This is a genomic window from Cupriavidus sp. LA-1, assembly GCF_055385985.1.
This window is the reverse complement of record NZ_AP031387.1, coordinates 841,691-863,471: the sequence shown is the minus strand read 5'-3', so window position 1 is coordinate 863,471 and position 21,781 is coordinate 841,691. Positions and strand designations below refer to the sequence as shown.

21 protein-coding genes and 1 pseudogene are annotated in these 21,781 nt (G+C 67.4%); 15 read left to right on the top strand and 7 right to left on the bottom strand.

What is annotated here, in order from left to right:
* Positions 1–328: 328 nt before the first annotated feature.
* The 6 genes from ACZ5MJ_RS04120 (at position 329) to ACZ5MJ_RS04095 (ending at position 5,845) form a co-directional block, all read left to right on the top strand.
* A complete protein-coding gene (locus ACZ5MJ_RS04120) occupies positions 329–598 on the top strand; it encodes a hypothetical protein (RefSeq protein ID WP_464222571.1) in 270 nt (89 codons plus the stop codon).
* A gap of 58 nt (positions 599–656) precedes the next feature.
* A complete protein-coding gene (locus ACZ5MJ_RS04115; protein WP_464222570.1) occupies positions 657–926 on the top strand; it encodes a hypothetical protein in 270 nt (89 codons plus the stop codon).
* Positions 927–1,017: 91 nt separating this feature from the next.
* On the top strand, positions 1,018–1,290 hold the full coding sequence (locus ACZ5MJ_RS04110; protein ID WP_464222569.1) for a hypothetical protein: 273 nt from the start codon (positions 1,018–1,020) through the stop codon (positions 1,288–1,290).
* A gap of 104 nt (positions 1,291–1,394) precedes the next feature.
* Positions 1,395–1,637 carry a hypothetical protein gene (locus tag ACZ5MJ_RS04105; RefSeq protein ID WP_464222568.1) on the top strand — a complete coding sequence of 81 codons (243 nt, stop codon included), beginning with the start codon at positions 1,395–1,397 and terminating at the stop codon, positions 1,635–1,637.
* Between the two features lie 824 nt (positions 1,638–2,461).
* Positions 2,462–4,372, top strand: a complete 1,911-nt coding sequence (locus ACZ5MJ_RS04100) for a DEAD/DEAH box helicase (RefSeq protein WP_464222567.1) — start codon at positions 2,462–2,464, stop codon at positions 4,370–4,372.
* 147 nt (positions 4,373–4,519) lie between these two features.
* The gene (locus ACZ5MJ_RS04095; protein ID WP_202281445.1) at positions 4,520–5,845 is read left to right on the top strand and encodes an IS4 family transposase; all 1,326 of its coding nucleotides are present in this window, start codon (positions 4,520–4,522) and stop codon (positions 5,843–5,845) included.
* Between the two features lie 51 nt (positions 5,846–5,896).
* Here ACZ5MJ_RS04095 and ACZ5MJ_RS04090 read toward each other — a convergent pair whose 3' ends face one another.
* Positions 5,897–7,153: an SUMF1/EgtB/PvdO family nonheme iron enzyme gene (locus ACZ5MJ_RS04090; RefSeq protein ID WP_464222566.1), complete on the bottom strand. Its 1,257-nt coding sequence runs from the start codon at positions 7,151–7,153 to the stop codon at positions 5,897–5,899.
* 131 nt (positions 7,154–7,284) lie between these two features.
* Positions 7,285–8,379, bottom strand: coding sequence for an L-histidine N(alpha)-methyltransferase (egtD, locus tag ACZ5MJ_RS04085; RefSeq protein WP_464222565.1), 1,095 nt, complete (start codon positions 8,377–8,379; stop codon positions 7,285–7,287).
* A 549-nt stretch (positions 8,380–8,928) separates the two neighbouring features.
* On the opposite strand from egtD, the gene ACZ5MJ_RS04080 reads away from it, so the two are divergent.
* From ACZ5MJ_RS04080 to ilvA, 4 genes and pseudogenes are all read left to right on the top strand, one after another.
* Positions 8,929–9,630 carry a TerC family protein gene (locus ACZ5MJ_RS04080; protein ID WP_464222564.1) on the top strand — a complete coding sequence of 234 codons (702 nt, stop codon included), beginning with the start codon at positions 8,929–8,931 and terminating at the stop codon, positions 9,628–9,630.
* A 135-nt stretch (positions 9,631–9,765) separates the two neighbouring features.
* The gene (locus tag ACZ5MJ_RS04075; protein ID WP_464222563.1) at positions 9,766–10,560 is read left to right on the top strand and encodes a thymidylate synthase; all 795 of its coding nucleotides are present in this window, start codon (positions 9,766–9,768) and stop codon (positions 10,558–10,560) included.
* A complete protein-coding gene (locus tag ACZ5MJ_RS04070; protein WP_464222562.1) occupies positions 10,557–11,057 on the top strand; it encodes a dihydrofolate reductase in 501 nt (166 codons plus the stop codon). Before ACZ5MJ_RS04075 ends, ACZ5MJ_RS04070 begins: the two co-directional genes overlap by 4 nt.
* A gap of 213 nt (positions 11,058–11,270) precedes the next feature.
* Positions 11,271–12,311: pseudogene (ilvA, locus tag ACZ5MJ_RS04065) on the top strand (threonine ammonia-lyase, biosynthetic); the annotation flags it as partial.
* A gap of 39 nt (positions 12,312–12,350) precedes the next feature.
* Here the strand turns inward: ilvA and pmbA are convergent.
* Positions 12,351–13,718, bottom strand: coding sequence for a metalloprotease PmbA (gene pmbA, locus ACZ5MJ_RS04060; protein ID WP_464223647.1), 1,368 nt, complete (start codon positions 13,716–13,718; stop codon positions 12,351–12,353).
* Positions 13,719–13,785: 67 nt separating this feature from the next.
* Here pmbA and yjgA point away from each other — a divergent pair, with 67 nt between their 5' ends.
* Entirely contained in the window at positions 13,786–14,397 is a 612-nt protein-coding gene (gene yjgA, locus ACZ5MJ_RS04055) for a ribosome biogenesis factor YjgA (RefSeq protein ID WP_464222561.1), read from the top strand.
* Complete coding sequence (gene mog, locus ACZ5MJ_RS04050; protein ID WP_464222560.1) at positions 14,394–15,032, top strand: molybdopterin adenylyltransferase; 639 nt, start codon at positions 14,394–14,396, stop codon at positions 15,030–15,032. Before yjgA ends, mog begins: the two co-directional genes overlap by 4 nt.
* Before the next feature lie 56 nt (positions 15,033–15,088).
* Here mog and ACZ5MJ_RS04045 read toward each other — a convergent pair whose 3' ends face one another.
* Positions 15,089–15,970 (bottom strand): AEC family transporter, encoded by an 882-nt coding sequence (locus tag ACZ5MJ_RS04045; protein ID WP_464222558.1) that lies wholly within the window; start codon positions 15,968–15,970, stop codon positions 15,089–15,091.
* Between the two features lie 122 nt (positions 15,971–16,092).
* Entirely contained in the window at positions 16,093–16,719 is a 627-nt protein-coding gene (gene orn / locus ACZ5MJ_RS04040) for an oligoribonuclease (protein WP_464222557.1), read from the bottom strand.
* A 224-nt stretch (positions 16,720–16,943) separates the two neighbouring features.
* Between orn and ACZ5MJ_RS04035 the strand changes: the two genes are divergently transcribed.
* Genes ACZ5MJ_RS04035 through ACZ5MJ_RS04025 form a run of 3 tightly spaced genes read left to right on the top strand, consistent with a single transcriptional unit; the run spans position 16,944 to position 19,508 of the window.
* On the top strand, positions 16,944–18,191 hold the full coding sequence (locus ACZ5MJ_RS04035; protein WP_464222555.1) for a M48 family metallopeptidase: 1,248 nt from the start codon (positions 16,944–16,946) through the stop codon (positions 18,189–18,191).
* Positions 18,188–19,159, top strand: a complete 972-nt coding sequence (gene rsgA, locus ACZ5MJ_RS04030; protein ID WP_464222554.1) for a ribosome small subunit-dependent GTPase A — start codon at positions 18,188–18,190, stop codon at positions 19,157–19,159. Before ACZ5MJ_RS04035 ends, rsgA begins: the two co-directional genes overlap by 4 nt.
* Before the next feature lie 43 nt (positions 19,160–19,202).
* Positions 19,203–19,508: a putative signal transducing protein gene (locus ACZ5MJ_RS04025; protein WP_464222553.1), complete on the top strand. Its 306-nt coding sequence runs from the start codon at positions 19,203–19,205 to the stop codon at positions 19,506–19,508.
* A gap of 296 nt (positions 19,509–19,804) precedes the next feature.
* Here the strand turns inward: ACZ5MJ_RS04025 and ACZ5MJ_RS04020 are convergent, their stop codons facing one another.
* Both ACZ5MJ_RS04020 and ACZ5MJ_RS04015 read right to left on the bottom strand, forming a co-directional pair.
* On the bottom strand, positions 19,805–20,809 hold the full coding sequence (locus tag ACZ5MJ_RS04020; RefSeq protein ID WP_464222551.1) for a CobD/CbiB family protein: 1,005 nt from the start codon (positions 20,807–20,809) through the stop codon (positions 19,805–19,807).
* Positions 20,810–20,988: 179 nt separating this feature from the next.
* The gene (locus ACZ5MJ_RS04015; protein WP_464222550.1) at positions 20,989–21,687 is read right to left on the bottom strand and encodes a pirin family protein; all 699 of its coding nucleotides are present in this window, start codon (positions 21,685–21,687) and stop codon (positions 20,989–20,991) included.
* Between the last annotated feature and the right edge of the window lie 94 nt (positions 21,688–21,781).

Here is a 21,781-nt window from a genome sequence, read left to right as displayed (position 1 = left end):
ATCCATGCGAAGCCGGTGTGCAACGCCGCGCGCGGGCCGCACGGGCCAGCCGGAGCCGTTGCGGCACGCCACTGTCGCGGCGGCACCAACACCCGCGCGCCGCCTGTTGGCCGCGGCCCGTCACCCGCGGCCCCCGGCACGCCCCGCGTGCAGTGCGCGCAAGCCGACATCGAAGATAAATCCCTCATGTTTTCAGGCAGTTGCGCGTGCCCGGCGAGGTTGGCCACGGCCTTGGCACAGTCCCTGCGTTAGTACCTCCCGAGCGCGACACCAACCCGATGCTCGAAACCCAACCCAAGGCAACACCTTCCTCTACCAGGAGACCATCATGACCACGCTGACCATCAAGGACCTGTCCTCCACCGAAACCCTGGACCGCAAGGGCATGCACGCCGTGCGCGGCGGCCTTGCCTACCTGCCTTTCGCCGCGGTCTACAGCCCGGTGAAAGTGTCGATCGACAAGAGCATCACCGCCATGCAGGACATCGCCCAGCTGCAGTCCGTCACCAACATGAACGGCAACGGCTCGGCCTTCCTGGACCACGTCAAGTCCGACGTGCACACCAGCCAGAACGGCACCAACAACATCTACGGCTGAGCCCTCGCGCCGCCCGCAGACTGAACCGAAGCACTGACTACCAATACCGGAGACCATCATGACCACGCTGACCATCAAGGACCTGTCCGCCGCCGAAACCCTCGACAGCAAGCGCATGCACGCCGTGCGCGGCGGCCTGGCCTACCTGCCCTTCGCCGCCGTCTACATGCCGATCAAGGTGTCGGTCGACGACAGCATCAAGGCCTCGCAAAGCGTCGCGCAGATGCAGACCGTCACCAACCTGAACGGCAACGGCTCGGCCTTCCTGGACCACGTCAAGTCCGACGTGCACACCAACCAGAACGGCACCAACAACATCTTCGGCTGATAAACGGATGCGCAGCACGCGCGGAGACGCCGCCCCAACGCAGCAATCTTCGCGCCAGCTGCCCCGGCACCCCCCTCAAAGGAGCACCATCATGTCAACCATCCTCGTTCGCGATCTTGCCCTGAGCAAGGAACTCGACCGTGCCTCGCTGTGCACCGTACGCGGCGGCAATTCGTGGCTCAGCCGCGGTATCGGCGACGTCGGCCCGCTGGCCAACGTGACCGTCAACGTCAACCAGAACATCGCGCAGTTGCAGGCCATCAGCGTCAACACGCTCAACGGCAGCTTCGTCGGCCCCGGCGCCGGCCCGGTGCGCGTGAACGTCAACCCGGCGCAATGGGGCGGCAATTTCGCCGCCGTCTGAGCGCACCGCGCGGCGGGCCCGCAGGCAGGAGCGCGGGCCGCCTCGCCTATACTGAAGCGGTCCCGCGGCCGCATGGCCGTGGCCCCGCTTGACCGGAGACAGCCATGGCAGTGATCGTCATCAAGGATTTGCCCGACAGCATGGATCTCGACCGGCAGGCCATGACCACCATCCTCGGTGGCGGGCGCACCGCCGGCAGCCAGGCATGGCATGGCCTGCGGCGCCAGGGCGCCGCGCGCATCGTCGACTACCCGGGAGGATTGCCCGGCAACCGCCTCGCGATGCCGCGCGAGCAGCCCCTCGGCCGGCTGCCGCGCAAGGCCGCGGGCAAGGACGCCGAGGACTGAGCCGCAACCGGCAACGAACCGGGAACGCCCAAATGAAAAGCCCGCCATCGCTGGCGGGCTTTGGATGCGGACGGGCCCGGACCACCTGGGTCACGCGGTCAGCAGTTCGGTCATTCTGTTCCAGGCAGGCTTCCCATGATTCCGCCCATGAAGCGGACGCCCATCCGGACCACCCGGATAGCCGCAGGAAGACCTGGCGCGTGGAGTCAATGACCGCAGTGCTCGCCGCGAACAACGGCCCAATGCCGCTGGAGGAGGTCAAGCGGGAGCGTTTTTCGTCCGCCCCGTGCGGGCATCCTGTGTGCTCGCGCCTCCAGTATAGGCGGGGCTTTCCGGCTTGCAACCAGCATGGCGCGGGCCCAGTCCCCGAGGTGCCGAACGCCTGACATATCCGGTTACGTTTTCGCAGTGCAACAAAAATTCCGGACTCTGCTATAATCCGCGCCGTGAGTTTCGCAACTGTGAGATCCGCCAAGCGCCCGGCTACCTGCCGCGGCGAATCCGCTGCCCTCCCAAGCTCTGTTTCCTCGCTGCCGGACGCCTAATCATCACAACATGGCCCCAGCCGCCCAGCAGAACGCACCGCTCACCTGACGTCGCCTCGTCTCCGATCCTGTTGAACAGCCTGCAACCTGAGCTGTTTGCCTGCCAGGGATTCGGCCGGACCGCCTAGCGGGACCAGCCACCGCCCTGCCTGCCGCCGTACTGCCAGCTGTGTCTGTCGTAACGGCCTCACCGATTGGCGCCGAAGCCTTTTTAAAGACTTTGCACTGCGCCCACCCCATTGCTTTCGGGGTGCCATGCATTTATTTGACCATTCCGACATGACCCAGCACGACATTCGTGCGGAGCAAGCTATTGCCTCCGCGACCGACGCTTCGATCACTTCCGACGCTGCCCAGAGCCCGCTCGACAAGCTCGACGCCCTGCTCAACCCCAGCCCGGCAGTGGAAGCCCCGGCCGTGGAAAGCGGTTTCGCCACGCTTGGCCTCGATCCGGCCATCCTGCGCGCCCTCTCCGAACTGAACTACAACACGCCCACGCCGGTGCAGGCCCAGGCCATCCCGGCCTTCCTGGCCGGCCGCGACCTGCTGGTCTCGAGCCAGACCGGCTCGGGCAAGACCGCCGCGTTCATGCTGCCCGCGATCCAGCGCATCAGCGAGATGCCGGCGCCGCAACGCTCGACCGAGCCCGCCAAGCGCATGAAGGGCAAGCGCCCCCGTCCGGCGCCGGCGCAGCCCGCGCTGCTGGTGCTGACCCCGACGCGCGAACTGGCCCTGCAGGTGACCGAAGCCGCCGCCAAGTATGGCCGCAACCTGCGCCGCATCGTCTGCGCCAGCATCCTGGGCGGCATGCCCTACCCCAAGCAACTGGCCGCGCTGGCCAAGATGCCTGACATCCTGGTGGCCACGCCGGGCCGCCTGCTCGACCATATCGACGCCGGCCGCATCGACCTCTCGGCCCTGCAGATGCTGGTGTTCGACGAAGCCGACCGCATGCTCGACATGGGCTTTGCCGACGACATCGACGCCATCGTCAATGCCACCCCGGCCACGCGCCAGACGCTGATGTTCTCGGCCACGCTGGATGCCCGCATCGCCCAACTGGCCTCGCGCCAGCTGCGCGACCCGCAGCGCATCGAGATCGCCGCGGCCCGCGCCGACCAGAGCCATATCGAGCAGCGCCTGCACTTCACCGACGACATGTCGCACAAGGAGCGCCTGCTGGACCACCTGCTGCGCGACGCCTCGCTCAAGCAGGCCATCGTCTTCACCGCGACCAAGCGCGATGCCGATTCGCTGGCCGAGCGCCTGTCCGACACCGGCTTCTCCGCCGGCGCACTGCACGGCGACATGACCCAGGGCGCGCGCAACCGCACCCTGACCGCCCTGCGCCGCGGCAACCTGCGCGTGCTGGTGGCCACCGACGTGGCCGCGCGCGGCATCGACGTGCCCGATATCACCCACGTGGTGAACTTCGACCTGCCCAAGCAGGCCGAGGACTACGTGCACCGCATCGGCCGTACCGGCCGTGCCGGCCGCTCGGGCACCGCCATCAACCTGGTGAACCACAACGACATGTTCCAGTGGAAGCGCATCGAGCGCTTCACCAACCAGCGCATCGACGCTTCGGTGATCGAAGGCCTGGAGCCGCGCCGCTCGCCCAAGCCGCGTTCGAACTTCGGCGGCAAGCCGGGCGGCGGCCGCGGTGACTTCCGCGGCAATGGCGGCGGCTACCGTGGCGGCGAACGCAGCTTCGGCGACCGCAAGTTCGGCGGCGGCGAGAACCGCACCGGCTTCGGCGAGCGCAAGTTCAGCGGCGAAAGCCGTGGCTTCGGCAACCGCCCGGAAGGCGCGCGCCCGTTCGGTGACGACAACCGCGGCGGCTTCGGCAACCGTGAAGGCGGCTACCGCGGCCAGGGCGGCCAGGGCACCGGCTACCGTGGCGCCAGCGACGGCGCGCGTGGCTTCGGCAACCGCGAAGGCGGCCGCACGTTCGGCGACGACAACCGCGGCGGCTTCGGCAACCGCGACGGCGCCGCGCGCAGCTTCGGCGACGGCAACCGCGGCACCGGCGGCACCGGCGGCGGCTACCGTGGCAACGGCGAAGGCCGCAGCTTCGGCAACCGCGATGGCAATCGCGACGGCAACCGTGACGGCAACCGCGGCTTTGGCGGCGGCTTCGGCGGCAATGGCGGCGGCAACCGCAACAGCCGCTCGCGCTACGAGCGTTGATCGGGTGGTGCGCTGAGCGCACCTGCCAGGCAGCAGAAAGGGCACCCTCGGGTGTAATGCCGTTCAGTTAAGAGCTGAACGGCATTTTTGTATGTAGCGTCAGAGGAAGTTGTAAACGCTGCGCCGAAGTGTTAACTTTTGGGCGCGATGCTTTCCAGTCACCTGACCTTCCTGCTCGAAGCGCAACAGCCGGCCGACTTGAGTCGGCTCGCCGAGCATCTTCCGTACGAGTGGATCGAGCGCGCGGTAGACGCGACGGGAACGGCAAGTATCCGTCGCCGTCGATTGCCCGCTGAACAGGTGGTCTGGCTGGTGATTGCGCTGGCGATGTACCGCCATTGGTCGATCAGCGAAGTGCTCGACAATCTGGAACTGGCCCTGCCTGACGAGGTGGCGCCGTTCGTCAGCAAGAGCGCGGCGACGCAAGCCCGCCAGCGCGTTGGCGAGGCGCCGCTGGCCTGGCTGTTCGAACGAACAGCGCGCGCCTGGAGTCTGCAGGACGCCAGCGACTACGCCCTCAAGGGACTCAGCCTGTGGGCGATGGATGGCACGACGCTACGCACAGCCGACAGCCCTGCCAACCGCGAGCACTTTGGCGCCCAAGCTTACGCTCGCAGGGTCGCCAGCTATCCGCAGGTGCGCATGGTGACGCTGACTGCGATCCCCACGCACCTGGTGGCAGGTGCCAGCTTCGGTCGCTATGACAGCAATGAGATGGTGTACGCCAAAGGCTTGTTGCCGCAGATACCGGATGATTCGCTGACGGTATTCGACAAAGGCTTCCTGGCTGCCGAGATCCTGTGCGGTCTGACGATGGGCGGGCACAACCGCCACTTCCTGATTCCGGCCAAGTCCAACACGCGCTGGGAGGTGACGGCCGGCACGGCCGAGGACGCCACGGTACGCATGCGTGTCTCGCCGCAGGCACGCAAGAAGTGTCCGGCGCTGCCGGAGTTCTGGCAGGCGCGGGCAATCCGAACGATCGATGCACGCGGACGTAGCCGAATTCTGCTGACGTCGCTGCTCGATCGCCGACGCTTCAAACCTGCTGACATCGTCGCCAGTTACGAGCGGCGCTGGCAGATCGAAACGAGCTACCGGGAACTGAAGCAGTCGATGCTCGGCATGGAGCTGACCCTGCGTAGCCGAACCGTCGATGGGGTATGCCAGGAAATCTGGGGCGCCTTGATCGCCTACAACCTGATTCGTCGCGAGATGGCCAGCGCCGCCCGAGAAGCGAAGCTCGCGCCGACTGACATGAGCTTCGTGCGTGCCTTCCATGTCATCCAGCACGAGATGATGTGGGCAGCTGTCACGCCAGCCTACGCGAAATTGCCCGCCTGCCTGCAGCGCCTACGCGAGCGCCTAAAGTCGCTGCCCAATGTGAAACGACCCGGTCGCTCATGCGACCGGGTCGTCAAGTCCCGCCCTTCACGCTATGCCGTTCGCTTCCTCAATAGGGACCTTAACTGAACGGCATTACACCCTCGGGTGCCCTTTTCCGTTGTCGCGTACAACGGTCCGCTACAGCGCGCAGGTACGAAATCCGATAAAGGACAGATCATCCTCCGGCAGCAGCGCCCAGCGTGCCCGCACATGGCGCAGCCGTGCCGGACTGGCGAACGAGACGCCGCGCACCGCCTGGTGCGTGCCGAAGCGCCCCACCATATCCCCGTCGGACGGCGCCGCGGCAAACCCCGCGTAGGGCTCGTACGGCGTGGCAGTCCACTCGCGCAGCGCGCCCCACTGCAGGCCACGGTTCTGCGTCGCCGCGAGCTCCCATTCCGATTCCACCGGCAGGCGCCGCCCTGCCCACAGGCACCATGCCTGCGCCTCGTACAGCGTGACATGGCGCACCGCCTCGTCCGGGTTGAGCGTGCGCAGGGTACCGAAGCGCTCCACCATCCAGGCGCGCGAATCCGGATGCCGCGACCAGTAGCGCGGCGCCGAGCGCTCCTGCATCATCAGCCACTGGCGCCCCGCCGACGACCACCATGCCGGGTGCTCATAGCCGCCGTCCTCGACAAACTCCAGGAACTGCGCGTTGCTGACCGGCGCCATGTCCATTTCAAACGCCGGGACGTAGGTGGGCTGGGGCGGCAACTCGTCCGGCCAGGCAAAGCCGTCGGGATCGCTCCAGCCGAGCGTGAAGCGCCCGCCCGGGAAATGCAGCGTGCCGCCATGACCCGCCGGCTGCACCGGGCCAGCGCCGATGGGCTCCGCCGGCGCCATGCCCAGCGCCTGCAGCAGCGCGGCCACGCCTTCGCCCTGCGCATCCTCGTGCAGCAGCGCGCGGCGGTACGGGTACAGGGTCAGGTCGCTGTCGTCGGGCAGCAGTGCGATCCGGCGCAGCACGCCGTCGAGCACGTCGGCCGCATAGCGCTTGACCACCGCGACGTCCGGCAGCGCGACATCCCAGCGCTCATCCGGGCCGATGCGGTCCGGGTCGAACCATTCGTCGGCGCCGTCCAGCAGCGAGGGCTCGGACGCCACCGGCACCGGCACGCCGCCGCGATCGACCTGGCGCACGCCGCGCAGGCACCACCACTCCGCATGCCAGGCCACATGCCCGAGCGTCCATAGCGGCGGATCGGCATCGTACTGGCGCGGCACGTCCCAGGCGCGGCGCGTCTGCCCGAACGGCGCCAGCCACGCCAGCGTGCGGTTGCGCGCGTCGACCAGCGCCTGTGCCAGGCCTTCGCGCGGCAGCCGGCGCGGGTCGGACCAGGTTGCCTTGCCGCCGGTGAAATAGAGATCGGGAAGCATGGGAAAGCCGCTCATCGGGAGGGTCCGCGCAGGGAATGAACAGTGGACAGGCAGGGATCGAAGCAGGCCGACAGCCACGGCGCGCCGTGGCTGTCGGCCATTATGACACCACCTGCCAACCCTGCCAGGCGCGCCCCGGCAGAGCATCAGCCGCGCGCGTGGAACACAGCGAACCAGCCGCGCGGATCGGTCCAGTACACCGGGTCGTCAAAGCCGGCGGCTTCCAGCAGCAGCGCGAAGTCCTCCGGGCGGTATTTGTACGAATCCTCGGTATGGATGCGGTCGCCGGCGGCAAATTCGCGCGCCCCGCCCTCCCACTGCACGCGCACCTCGCGGCAGGCCTGCAGGTGCATCTGGATGCGCGAGGCCTGGCGGTCGAAGGTCGCCACATGGCGCCAGTCGTCGATCGAGAAGTCCGTGCCGACGATGCGGTTCACGTTGCGCAGCACGTTGCGGTTGAACGCGGCGGTCACGCCCAGCGCGTCGTCATAGGCCGATACCAGCGTGGCCTCGTCCTTGTGCAGGTCCACGCCGATCAGCACGCCGTCGCCGCGCCCGGCAGCGCCGCGCATGCGCTGCAGCAGCGCCAGGGCCTCGAGCGGGGCAAAATTGCCGATGCTCGATCCCGGATAGAAGAACAGGCGCCTGCCACGCCTGACGTTGACAGGCAGGTCGAACGGCGCGCACAGGTCGGCGCCGAGGCCCAGCATCGGGATCTCGGGATGCTGCTGCTGCAGCGCGGACAGCGTCGCGCGCAGGAACTCGACCGAGATATCCAGCGCCACGTACTGCGCCGGACGCAGGCTGCCAAACAGCCGCGCGGCCTTCTCGCAGTTGCCCGCGCCCAGGTCCACCAGCACGCAGCCGCTGCCCGCGCGCGCCGCGATGGCCGGCCCCGCGCTGGCAAAGATCTCGGCCTCGGTGCGGGTCGGGTAGTACTCGGGCAGGTCGGTGATGGCCTCGAACAGGCGCGAGCCCAGCACGTCGTAGAAGAACTTGGGACTGATGGCGGCCTGCCCGGCGCGCAGGCCGGCCAGCACCTGCTCGCGCAGCGCGCCGCTGTCTTCCCGATATTGCTGCACGAATTCCGGCTGTGGCAGCCGCTGCGGGCGTCCATTGACCAGCGCAACCAGCGCCGGCGACGCGGCGGCATGGCCGTTATGGTGGTTGAGAGGCGGGAGAGGTGTCTGCGGGGTTTTGTTCTGTGGGGGCGTGTTCGGCGGGTTCGGGACAGCCGGCATGTTGTTTCCTTGTGTGGTCGCAAATGGGCACTGCGTCACTGCGTATTCCCCAAGGCCGCGCTTGCATGTCGTGCGCGCCAGTCTCCGCAACGCATCCCTGTGCTGTCCGGGACGCATCGGGCGGAGCCGAATTTCAAGGATAGGCCGATCCGGCGGATCGCGCAGCGTCCAATGGCGATATGGAAGGCATACGGACGGCATGGGCTACACATACAAGCCTAATTAGTCACTTTTATTTCTTGCGTCAGTTTCTTTCCTGATGCGGCATGTCCCTTGCAGTTCGTTTATAATCCTGCCCAGCGCGATCCCGAACGGGTCGCGTCCCTCAAAGGGGAGTAGCTCCGGGGCCCATGCCCTTAGCACAATCGTCATTCCGAGGCTCGCGCCTCCGGTTGTGCTGACACTGGTGCGCATACCGCGCCAGCTGTCGAGCAAGACCTTTGCAACCTGGTTCTCATGGTTTGCAAAGGCGGCCCCACCCTCCCGTGCTCCGTGAATCCAGGCGAACCCAACGCGCGCTTGCGCCGATTCGTACCCTGAGGAGAGTTCATGGAGTGGTTTACCGATTTGTTCACGATGCAGTTCCTGACGGCACTGCTGTCCATCGTCGTCATTGACCTGGTGCTGGCCGGCGACAATGCCATCGTGATTGCCCTGGCGGCACGCAACCTGCCCGCCCACTTGCAAAAGAAGGCCATTGTCTGGGGTACCGTCGGTGCCGTGGTGGTGCGCTCGGCCATGACGATCGGCGTGGTCTGGCTGCTGAAGATTCCGGGGCTGATGCTGGTTGGCGGCCTGGCGCTGGTGTGGATTGCCTACAAGCTGCTGTCCGACGAAGGCGACGGCGACGGGCATGGCTCGGGCGCCTCGACCCTGTGGGGCGCCATGAAGACCATCATCATCGCCGACGCGGTGATGGGCGTGGACAACGTGCTGGCTGTGGCCGGCGCCGCCCATGGCAGCTTCCTGCTGGTGGTGCTGGGCCTGCTGATCAGCATCCCCATCGTGGTGTGGGGCTCGAGCCTGGTGCTCAAGCTGATGGCCCGCTTCCCGGTCATCATCTACCTGGGCGCGGGCGTGCTGGCGTTCACGGCGGTCAAGATGATCGTGCACGAGCCCATGATCAAGGCGTTCTTCGAAGCCAACCCGCTGATCAACTGGGGCCTGTACGTGCTGATCGTCGGCGGCGTGCTGGGCGCCGGCTACCTGGTGCAGAAGCGCCGCGTGCAGCAGCCGGCAACCAGTCACTAAGGCCTGCCGCCGCGCCGGGGCGGCAAGCCCCGGCAACCTGCAATAAGGCCCGTCCGGAAGGGCGGTCCTTATTGCTTTAAAATGCCAGCTTTGCGGGTCCAGCGCCCGCGTCACTTCCCATCCCGCCCCGCGCCGATGAAACAGTATCTCGACTTCATGCGCCATGTGTACGAGCATGGCACCGACAAGGCCGACCGCACCGGCACCGGCACGCGCTCGGTGTTCGGCTACCAGATGCGCTTCGACCTGCGCGAAGGCTTCCCGGTGGTCACCACCAAGAAGCTGCACCTGAAGTCGATCATCTATGAACTGCTGTGGTTCCTCCAGGGCTCGACCAACGTGCGCTGGCTGCAGGAGCACGGCGTCACCATTTGGGACGAGTGGGCCGACCAGAACGGCGAACTGGGTCCGGTCTACGGCTCGCAGTGGCGCTCGTGGCCGGCGCCGGACGGCCGCCATATCGACCAGATCACCGACCTGGTGGCGCAGATCCGCGCCAATCCGGATTCGCGCCGCCTGATCGTGTCGGCCTGGAACGTGGCCGACATCCCGCGCATGAAGCTGCCGCCCTGCCACGCCTTCTTCCAGTTCTACGTGGCCGATGGCCGGCTGTCGTGCCAGCTCTACCAGCGCAGCGCCGATATCTTCCTGGGCGTGCCGTTCAACATTGCCAGCTATGCGCTGCTGACCCACATGATGGCGCAGCAGACCGGGCTGGAAGTAGGCGACTTCGTCTGGACCGGCGGCGACTGCCACCTGTACAACAACCATTTCGAGCAGGTGCAGACCCAGCTCGCGCGCGAGCCGCTGGCGCTGCCGCAGCTGAAGATCCTGCGCAAGCCCGACAGCATCTTCGACTACCGCTACGAAGACTTCGAACTGGCCGGCTACCAGTCGCACGCCGCCATCAAGGCACCGGTGGCCGTATGACGCTGCTGACACTGGTTGTTGCCCGCGCCCGCAACGGCACCATCGGCCGCGACAACACGCTGCCGTGGCGCCTGCCGGAAGACCTGGCGCACTTCAAGCGCACCACCATGGGCGCGCCCGTGATCATGGGCCGCAAGACCTGGGACTCGATCGGCCGCCCGCTGCCGGGGCGCCGCAATATCGTGGTCAGCCGCAACCCGGAGCTGCGTATCGAGGGCGCCGAGGTGGCCGCGTCGCTGGAAGACGCGCAACTGCTGTGCGTGGGCGCCGAGCAGATCTTCCTGATCGGCGGCGCGCAGCTCTATGCCGAGGCCATGCCGTGCGCGGACCGGCTGGTGGTGACCGAGATCGACGCGGATGTGGAAGGCGATGCCTTCTTCCCGGCGATCGACCGCACGCAGTGGCTGGAAACCGCGCGCGAGACACATCATTCGGAAGCGAACGGCTTTGATTATGCCTTCGTCACGTATGAGCGGCCGCCGTCAGAAGAATCCTGACCATCGGCGACGGCGGGATTGACAAATCCCGCCACATCGCCCAATGTCATGCATATGGACCGCCGTCACCTCGACATCGCGCAGATTATTCGCACCATTCCTCGAATGGTGGGTTAGCGCGCGTCCAGATCAGTTTTTCGCAGAAACCCGCCCTGATGGCGGGTTTTCTGTTTCCGGCTCAGGGCATCAAGACATCGACCCCGGAGCCCTTCCATGCAGGCAATCGCCGAACCCGCCGCTGACAGCACCAGCAGCACCCACAACACCAACGACCAGGCCGTCGACCAGCGCAGTTACCTCAAGCGCATCCTGAACGCGCGCGTCTACGAGGTGGCGCGCGAGACCGGGCTCGACTTCGCCCGGCAGCTGTCGGCCCAACTGCACAACCGTGTCTACCTCAAGCGCGAAGACACCCAGCCGGTGTTCTCCTTCAAGCTGCGCGGGGCCTACAACAAGATGGCGCACCTCAGCCCCGAAGCGCTGCGGCGCGGCGTCATCACCGCCTCTGCCGGCAACCATGCCCAGGGCGTGGCGCTGTCGGCGGCGCGCCTCGGGGTGCGGGCCCTGATCGTGGTGCCGACCACGGCGCCGCAGGTCAAGGTCGACGCGGCGCGTGCGCACGGCGGCCCGACCGTCGAGGTGATCCAGGCGGGCGATTCCTACACCGACGCCTTTCGCCATGCAATGACATTGCAGGCCGAGCAAGGGCTGACCTTCATCCCGGCCTTTGACGACCCCGATGTCATCGCCGGCCAGGGCACGGTGGCGGCGGAAATCCTCAATGCGCATCGCGGCCCGATCCATGCGATCTTCGTGCCCATCGGCGGCGGCAGCCTGGCCGCAGGCGTGGCGACTTACGTCAAGGCGGTGCGGCCGGAGATCAGGGTGATCGGCGTGCAGACCGAGGACTCGTGCGCAATGGCGCAGTCGATCCGGGCCGGCCGGCGCGTGGAACTGGCGCAGGTGGGATTGTTCTCGGACGGGACCGCGGTCAAGCTGGTGGGCGAAGAGACCTTCCGCCTGTGCCGCCGCTACCTGGATGAGATCCTGATCGTGGATACCGATGCGCTGTGCGCGGCGATCAAGGATGTGTTCGAAGACACCCGCAGCCTGCTCGAACCCGCAGGTGCGCTGGCGGTGGCCGCCGCCAGGCAGTATGCGCAGCGCGAAGGCATCCGCGACCAGGCGCTGGTCGCGGTGACCTCCGGCGCCAACATCAACTTCGAGCGTGTGCGCTTCGTGGTGGACCGCGCCGGCCTGGACTGACCAGCCGGGGCGCGGCGGCCCGGCGCCTCAGTTGCCGGCGATCGTCATCTGCTCAAGCAGAATCGAGCCGGTCTCCTTGGTGCCGCGCACCAGCGCATCCGCGCCGATGGCGACGATCTGCCGGAACATCTCGGCCATATTGCCGGCGATGGTGATTTCTTCCACGGGGTACTGGATCACGCCGTTCTCGACCCAGTAGCCCGAGGCGCCGCGCGAATAGTCGCCGGTCACGTAGTTGACGCCCTGCCCCATCAGCTCGGTCACCAGCAGGCCGGTGCCGAGCTTGCGCAGCATGGCCGGGAAGTCGTCGCCAGGCTCGGTCAGGCTGCTCGACAGCGTCAGGTTGTGCGAGCCGCCGGCATTGCCGGTGGTCTGCATGCCGAGCTTGCGCGCGGAATAGGTCGAGAGGAAATAGCCCTGCACCACGCCGTCGCGCACCACGTCGCGGGCGCGGGTGCGCACGCCTTCCTCGTCGAACGGGGCGCTGCCCATGGCGCCGGGCAGATGCGGGTGCTCATGGATCTGGATGTGCGGGGCGAACACGGCCTGGCCCAGGGAGTCGCACAGGAAGGTGGACTTGCGGTACAGCGCGCCGCCGGACACCGCCTGCACGAAGGCACCCAGCAGCCCCGCGGCCAGCGGCGCCTCGAACAGCACCGGGCAGCGGCGCGTGGACAGCTGGCGCGCCTGCAGCCGCGCCAGCGCGCGCTCGGCGGCGTAGCGGCCGATGTCCTCGGGCGCGGCCAGTGCCAGCGGCGAGCGCTTGGACGAATACCAGTCATCGCGCTGCATGCCGCTGCCGCTGCCGGCGATCGGCGCGCACGAGATGAAATGGCGCGAATACGGGTAGCCGCCCGAGAAGCCGCGCGTGGTCGCCAGCACGAATTGCGAATGCTGCGCCGACACGCTGGCGCCGTCGCTGTTGCGGATGCGCGGCGACACCGCGAAGGCCGCGGCCTCGGCACGGGTGGCGATGTCGATGGCGCGCTCGGCGTCCAGCGCCCACGGGTGGAACAACTCCAGGTCCTGCGGCGCGCGTTCCAGCAGTTCTTCTTCGGCCAGGCCGGCGCAGTCATCCTCGGCGGTGAAGCGGGCGATGTTGTAGGCCGCTTCAGCGGTGGCGCGCAGCGCGGCCGGCGAGAAGTCCGAGGTGCTGGCGTTGCCGCGGCGCTTGCCGATCATCACCGTGACCCCGACCACCTTGTCCCGGTTCTGCTCGATGGTTTCCACCTGCCCCTTGCGCACCGACACCGACAGGCCGCTGCCTTCGGAGATCTCGGTGGCTGCGTCGGTCGCGCCCAGTTCGCGTGCCACGCGCAGCACATCGGCGGCCATCTCGCTGAGCTGGGCCTGGGTGTAGGTGAAATGCGCGGTCTGTTCGGCGATCTGGTCCATGTGGTCCATGCTGGGCGGGTGTCATCAAAAGTCCAAGCGGCAATCATAGCAAGATAAAATGCCGGGCATGACGCGAAATTCCCGTAACCCCCAAGGCTCGCGCTTTCCCGGAGGCTTTGCGCCCGAACCGGAAGACGACGAACCGAAAAGCAAGTCTCAGCGCAAGCGCGACATGACCGCCCTGCAGGACCTTGGCGCCGAACTCGAAGCGCTGGCCAAGGACCGCCTGGCGCGCGTGCCCATGCCCGAAGCGCTGGCCGACGCCATCCACCAGGCGCGCCGCATCAACAGCCACGAAGGCAAGCGCCGCCAGATGCAGTTCGTGGGCAAGATCATGCGCGGCCTCGAGGACGATGAGGTCGAGGTGATCCGGCAAGCGCTGGAAGGCTTCAAGGGCACCAGCAAGGCCGAAACCGCCCGCATGCACCTGATCGAACGCTGGCGCGAACTGCTGCTGGCCGACGACGCGGCGCTGACGCGCTTCCTGGCCGAGCATCCCGGCAGTGACGTGCAGGCGCTGCGCAACACCATCCGCAACGCGCGCAAGGAAAAAGAGCTGGGCAAGCCGCCACGCTATTTCCGCGAGCTGTTCCAGGCGATCAAGACGGCGCTCGACCTGAAGGATGGCAAGGGCGCTGCCACGGAGGACCAATCCCCCACCCCGGAGCCCGAGGCATGACCCAGACCACCCAGCCGGTTGTCCGTAACCATCCCGACGAACTCGTTGTCGGCTTTGTTTCGATCTCGGACCGCGCCTCGGCCGGCACCTACCAGGACGAAGGCATCCCGGCGCTGCGCGAGTGGTTCGGGCGCACGCTGACCTCGCCCTGGCAGGCGCTGGAGCGCCTGATCCCGGACGAGCAGGCACAGATCTCGCGCACCCTGATCGAGCTGGTCGACGTGGCCGGCTGCGACCTGGTGCTGACCACCGGCGGCACCGGCCCGGCGCGCCGCGACGTGACGCCCGAGGCCACGCTGGCCGTGGGCACCAAGGAAATGCCCGGCTTTGGCGAGCAGATGCGCCAGGTCAGCCTGCATTTCGTGCCGACCGCGATCCTGTCGCGCCAGGTGGCGGTGGTCCGCGAGACCGCCAGCCGCGCCGCGCTGATCGTCAACCTGCCCGGCCAGCCGCGCGCGATCCGCGAGACCCTGGAAGGCCTGCGCGACGCCGACGGCAAGTCCGTGGTGCAAGGGATCTTTGCGGCAGTACCGTACTGCATCGACCTGATCGGCGGCCCCTACATGGAAACCGACGAGGCCATCGTCAAGGCCTGGCGCCCGAAAAACGCCGTCCGGGCCAAACCCGCGGCGTAATCGACCCGCCCGCCGGCGAGCGCCGAGCGGGCACCCTCCCCGCGCCTTTCTACGCCTCAGCGCAAGCCCAGGTACAGCCCCACCGGCACGAATACCACCGCGGCGATATTGCCCAGCAGCACGATCGACGCCACCTGGTCCGGCTCCTGCCGGAAGTGGTCCGCCACCAGGAAGTTCAGCACCGCCGGCGGCAACGCGGCAAACACAAAGAGCAGGCCGCGCTGCAGGTCGGTCAACGGCACCCATTGCGCCAGCAGCAGCGCCACCGCGATCCCCGTCAGCGGACACGCCGCGGCGCCCACCAGGCCCATGCCCCAGTTGCGCAGGCTCACGTCCTTCATGCGCACGCCCAGCGCGAACAGCATCAGCGGCACGGTGGCGTCGCCCAGCAGCTTGACCGACTGGTAGACCGGATCGGGCAGCGTGAACCACGGCCGCGCCAGCGCCAGCGCCACGCCCGCCACGGTGGCCAGCACCATCGGGTTGCGCGCGATCTGCGCCAGCGACGCATGCCGGTTGACGATCTTCATGCCGATGGTGAAGTGCATCAGGTTCGACGCCGCGAACAGCGCCACCGCCGGCGCCAGGCCGGCCGGACCGAAGGCGAAGACGGACAGCGGCAGGCCCATGTTGCCGCAGTTATTGAACATCATCGGCGGCACGAAGGTGCGCGGATCGACCTTCAGCAGCCGTGCCATGCCCCAGGCCAGCACGCCCGAGCCCAGCACCACCGCCACTGCGCAGCCCAGCAGCACCAGCTGGTCGGCCAGCACGAAATCCTTGCTGACGAAGGCCGACACCACCAGCAGCGGCGCGATCACGTCCAGCGTGGCACGGTTGATGCCGGCCATGTCCGGGTGGGCCTTGCGCCCGTACAGCCACCCGACCAGGATGATCAGGATGACCGGGGTGATGATGGAGACAATGCGCTCAAGCATGGGCAGGCGGGCGGCGCGCGCCCCTGGCAGCGGCTGGGCGCCCGGCGGCGGCAAGGCGGCCGCCGGGCGGGGACGGCGCGTCGGTTGTGGTGGGCTGTTGTGACGGGAGCGGCTGGCCCCGCTTATTGCGCCGGGGTGTCGGCGGCCGGCGCATCGGCAGCGGGTGCCGCGCCCGGCGCGGTGTGACGGATAAAGTGCGTGCGGTAGTAGCGCAGCTCTTCGACCGACTCCAGGATGTCGGCCAGCGCCGTGTGCAGCTGGCGCTTGATAAAGCCCTTGTGGATGGCCGGCTCCCAGCGCTTGCACAGCTCCTTCAGCGTCGACACGTCCAGATTGCGGTAGTGGAAGAACGACTCCAGCTTGGGCATGTAGCGCGCCATGAAGCGGCGGTCCTGGCAGATCGAGTTGCCGCACATCGGCGACTTGCCGGCCGGCACCCAGCGCTTGAGAAAGGCCAGCAGCTCGGCCTCGGCCTGCTCTTCGGTCAGGGTCGATGCCTTGACCTTGTCGATCAGGCCCGAGCGGCCGTGGGTGCCCTTGTTCCAGTTGTCCATGCCGTTGAGCACGGCATCGCTCTGGTGGATCACCAGCACGGGGCCTTCGGCCAGGATATTGAGTTCGGAGTCGGTAATGACGATCGCGATTTCGATGATGCGGTCGGTATCCGGCTGCAGACCGGTCATTTCCATGTCCAGCCAGATCAGGTTATTTTCACTTTTGACGGATTTGGCGGTGGCTTGGCTTGTCATCGGGACTGCGGAAGAGTGGGATTTCAGGGAAGCGGCCGGGGCGAGGCCGGGCGCGAACAATTTATAATTCTCGCATATCCGTCCGGGATGGCCGTTTGCGCACCAGCGCCGGGCCGTTTTCCGGATATCCCGGACCGCCGCCTGCCCCACCCCGGGATCCGGCGGTCCCAACGGACGCCCGCCGCGCACAATGCCGGGCGCCCGCACCCACAAGGCTCTTGCCGATGTTCACGATTGTCTTTCTCGCCGCCCTGGTGCTGATGGTGCTGATCAAGCTCTGGCTGGCCGCCCGCCAGGTCCGCCATGTGGCGCAGCACCGCAATACGGTGCCGGCGCGCTTTGCCGACACCATCACCCTGGCTTCGCACCAGAAGGCTGCCGACTACACCATCGCCCGCACCCGGCTGTCGATGCTGGAGGTGCTGGCCGGGGCCGCGGTGCTGATCGGCTTCACCATGCTGGGCGGGCTGCAGTGGCTCAACCAGTTCTGGCTGGACACGTTCGGCCCTGGCTATTTCTACGGCGTGGCGCTGGTGGCCAGCGTGGCGCTGATCGGCGGGCTGGTCGACCTGCCCTTCTCGCTGTACGGCCAGTTCGGCATCGAGGAGCGCTTCGGCTTCAACAAGATGACCTTCGGCCTGTGGCTGGCCGACATGGCCAAGATGCTGGTGGTCGCGTGCGCGCTGGGCCTGCCGCTGCTGCTGGCGGTGCTGTGGCTGATGGAGCGCGCCGGCTCGCTGTGGTGGCTCTGGACCTGGCTGGTGTGGATGGCGTTCAACCTGTTCCTGCTGGTGGTGTTCCCGACCTTTATCGCGCCACTGTTCAACAAGTTCGAGCCGCTGACCGATGAGTCGCTGCGCCAGCGCATCGAGGCCCTGATGCAGCGCTGCGGCTTTGCCAGCAAGGGCCTGTTCGTGATGGACGGCAGCAAGCGCAGCGCCCACGGCAATGCATACTTCACCGGTTTTGGCGCCGCCAAGCGCATTGTCTTCTTCGATACGCTGCTGTCGCGCCTGTCGGGCGACGAGATCGAGGCGGTGCTGGCGCATGAGCTGGGCCACTTCAAGCGCCGCCACGTGGCCAAGCGCATTGTCGTCACCTTTGCGCTGAGCCTGGTGTTCCTGGCGCTGCTGGGCTGGCTGGCCACGCGCAGCTGGTTCTACACCGGGCTGGGCGTGGTGCCCAACCTGGGCGTGTCCAACAGCGCGCTGGCGCTGGTGCTGTTCTTCCTGACGCTGCCGGTCTTCACCTTCCTGCTGGGGCCGCTGGCTAGCCAGTCGTCGCGCCGCCATGAGTTCGAGGCCGACGCCTTTGCCGCCGACCAGACCGATGCCGGCCACCTGGTCTCGGCCCTGGTGAAGCTGTACAAGGACAACGCCTCGACGCTGACGCCCGACCCGCTCTACAGCGCCTTCTACTACTCGCATCCGCCCGCCGCGCAGCGGATCGACCGACTGCTGGCGCACGCATGAGCCGCGCCGCGCGTCACCGCAACGCCGGCGGCGGCACCAATGCCGGCACGACCACCGAAACCGCGCTGATCATCGCCGCCCACGGCCGCCACTATGTGGTCGAGCTGGGCGACGGCACGCGCATGCATGCCTTCCCGCGCGGCAAGAAGAGCGACTGCGCGGTGGGCGACCATGTCAGCGTCGAGCGCGCCGCCGCCGACCAGTGCGTGATCACCAGGGCCTCGGCGCGCAAGAACCTGCTGCACCGCTCCGACCAGTTCAAGTCCAAGCTGCTGGCGGCCAATATCGACCAGGTCATCATCGTGCTGGCCACCGAGCCGGGCTTCTCCGAAGACCTGCTGGGACGCGCGCTGGTGTCGGCCGAAGCGCTGGAGATCCGGCCGCTGATCGTGCTCAACAAGACCGACCTGCCGGACCGGCTGGAGGAAGCGCGGGGCCGCCTGGCGCTGTACCGCGAACTGGGCTACGACACACTGGAGCTATCGGTGCGCGCCGACCCGGCGCAAGCGCTGGCCGCGCTCAAGCCGCGCCTGGCGGGACTGGCCAGCATCCTGATCGGGCAGTCGGGCATGGGCAAGTCGTCGCTGCTGAACCTGCTGATCCCGGGCGTCGACGCGCAGACCCGCGAGATCTCGGCCAAGCTCGATTCAGGCAAGCACACCACCACCTTCACCCGGCTCTACCACCTGCCGGCTGACTGGGGCACGGTGGACGGCCGCCCGGGCGCGCTGATCGATTCCCCGGGCTTCCAGGAGTTCGGCCTGTACCACCTCAGCGAAGGCATGCTGGAACGCGCCTTCCCGGAGTTCCGGCCGCTGCTGACCCAGTGCCGCTTCTACAATTGCCATCACGTCAACGAGCCCGGCTGCGGCGTGCTGGCCGCGATGGCATCCGGTGCCATTTCCGAGCGCCGGCACCAGCTCTACACGCAGCTGCTGCACGAATCCAGCCAGCAGAAGCCCTGGTGAAGCCGTGGTAAGGTAAGCGCACCTGGGTTCCCGGTGCGCTGCCATGAAACTGCTGCTGTCCGCCACTTCCCTCGTCTATGCGGCCCATTGCCGGAACGTCCTGCGGGCGGCCGGCATCCGGGCGGAATTGCGCAATACCTGGCTGGCAGGCGCAGCCGGCGAGATCCCGTTCCGGGAGAGTGCGCCACAGGTGTGGCTGGTGGATGACGAGATGGAAGCCCAGGCGTGGGCGGTGCTCAATGCCGCCGCCAACCCGGCGCCGGGGCCCAGCTGGCAATGCCGCCATTGCCTGGAATGGCATGAGGCCCAGTTCGGCGCCTGCTGGCGCTGCGGGGCGGCGCGGGACTAGGGTCTGTTCACATATAAAACGTGCGCGCGCAAGGGGGATACGCGGCGCAGGGCTAGGCGCCGGTCGCGCCGCTTGGTCATTCCAAGCAAGCGGCTGGCAACGACGCCATGCGCCGCGTATCCCCCTTGCCCTCCGGGTTGGCCCGAGCCGGGGCCATCTACTTTGTCGGGCGCCTTGCAAAGGGAATGACCCTTTGCGGCGACGCCCTTCGCGTAGCTGACCCCGGCTCGGGCCAACGCGCGTACGTTTTATATGTGAACAGACCCTAGTGCGGCCGGCCCGGTTCAAGCCCCTGCTCAGCCGATCCAGAGCGCCAGCGACAGCATGGCGAGCAGCAGCATCCACAGCACCACCGCGCGCCACACCAGGCCCACGGCCGACTGCAACGTGCGCACGCCGGGCTCGGCGCCAAATTCTGGCGGCGCAGGTTCCGGACCGCCGCTGCCGTCATCCTCCGCTTCCATGCCGGGCGCGTAGTCCACGGCCGGGCCGGCCACGCTGGCGCGCAGCACCACGGTGGAATCGTCCTCGGCCAGCGGCGTGCCCAGGCGCACGCCCAGCGCCCCGCCCCCACTGGCTAGCAGGATGCCGTTGACGGCATCGTTCCACTTGCGCGCGTGGTTGCGCCAGGCATAGACCGCGTCCTCGAAATTGCCGACGATGGCAAAGCCGATCGACGTCAGCCGCGACGGAATCCAGTCCAGCACATAGAAGGCGCGCGCCGCAAAGCGGCCCAGCGCCGGACTGCGCTCGGTCGAGGGCAGGCTCCAGTGGCGGCCGAGGTATTCGGCGGTGCGATACAGCACCACGCCACCCGGGCCGATCGGCACCAGGAACCAGAAGAACACGCCGAACACGTGCCGGTGCACGGCAATGACTGCCGCTTCCAGCGTGTGCCGCACGATCTCGGAGACCGGCATCTCGACCGTGTCCAGGCCGGTCCACTCGTGCAGCAGCGCGCGCGCGGTATGCACGTCGTCGCGGTTCAGGGCTTCGTGGATATCGGTGAAGTAGTGACTGAACTGGCGAAAGCCCAGCGTCATGTACAGCACCAGCACGTTCCAGGCGAGCGTCAGCGCCACGCTGATCGAGGCCAGCAGGTAGTGCACCACCATCACCGCCAGGGTCAGGGGCAGGACCACGGTCAGCCAGGCCAGCGCCGCGTCGCGCGGGCGGCCGGTGTCGAAGGCGTGTTCCGCGCGGTCGCCGAGGGCGCGCACGATCTCGTGGATCGGGTTGTTGCGGCCCAGGGCGCGGAACTGTTCAGCGATCAGCGCCAGGAGAATGGAAACAAAGGTCATCTTGGTACAGGGTGTTCCCAGGGCACGCCCGGCCCTTCCGGGCATGCCGGCGATGTGCCGGCGCAGGCGCAATGCATAGCGAGAAGATAGCACAGCGCTACCTGCCGGGGCCCTGCGTGCCGCGCAAAATGCAAAAGCCCGCCATCAGGCGGGCCATTGCATGCGGCAATGAACGCGGCTCAGGGCAGGTCGAACACCAGCACCTCGGCGCCATCGCCGCCGGACAGCGCGATGTCGGCCACATCTTCCAGACTGGCCGCGTCGCCGGCCTCGAGCGCCTTGCCGTTGACCGTCACCCGGCCGCGCGCCACATGGACATAGGCGCGGCGGCCCGGCGCGAGCGCCAGCGCGGCGGCCTCGTCGCCATCGAACAACCCGGCGTACAGTCGCATGTCCTGGTGCACCACCACCGAGCCCTCGGCGCCGTCGGCGCTGGCCACCAGGCGCAGCCTGCCGCGCTTGTCGGCCGCGTCGAAGTGCTTTTCCTCGTAGCCGGGGGCGATGCCGTTCTGGGACGGCATGATCCAGATCTGCAGGAAGTGGGTGGTATCGTGCGCAGCGTGGTTGTACTCGGAATGGCGCACACCGGTGCCGGCACTCATGCGCTGCACGTCGCCCGGGCGGATCACGCTGCCGTTGCCCATGCTGTCCTTGTGGGCCAGCTCGCCTTCCAGCACATAGCTGATGATTTCCATGTCGCGGTGGGCATGCGTGCCAAAGCCCATGCCCGGCGCGACGCGGTCCTCGTTGATCACGCGCAGCGGCCCGAACTGCACATGCCGCGGGTCGTAGTAGTCGGCGAATGAGAAGGAATGATAGGACTTCAGCCAGCCGTGATCGGCGTAACCGCGCTCTGCAGACTTTCTGATTTCAATCATTTTGATGGCCCTCCTTGAGCCTTTTTCGCCGGGAGCATCGGCTGGATAACCGTGTCTCGGCATACGTTTTCGCTGTTGATGCTAGGAAGTTTAG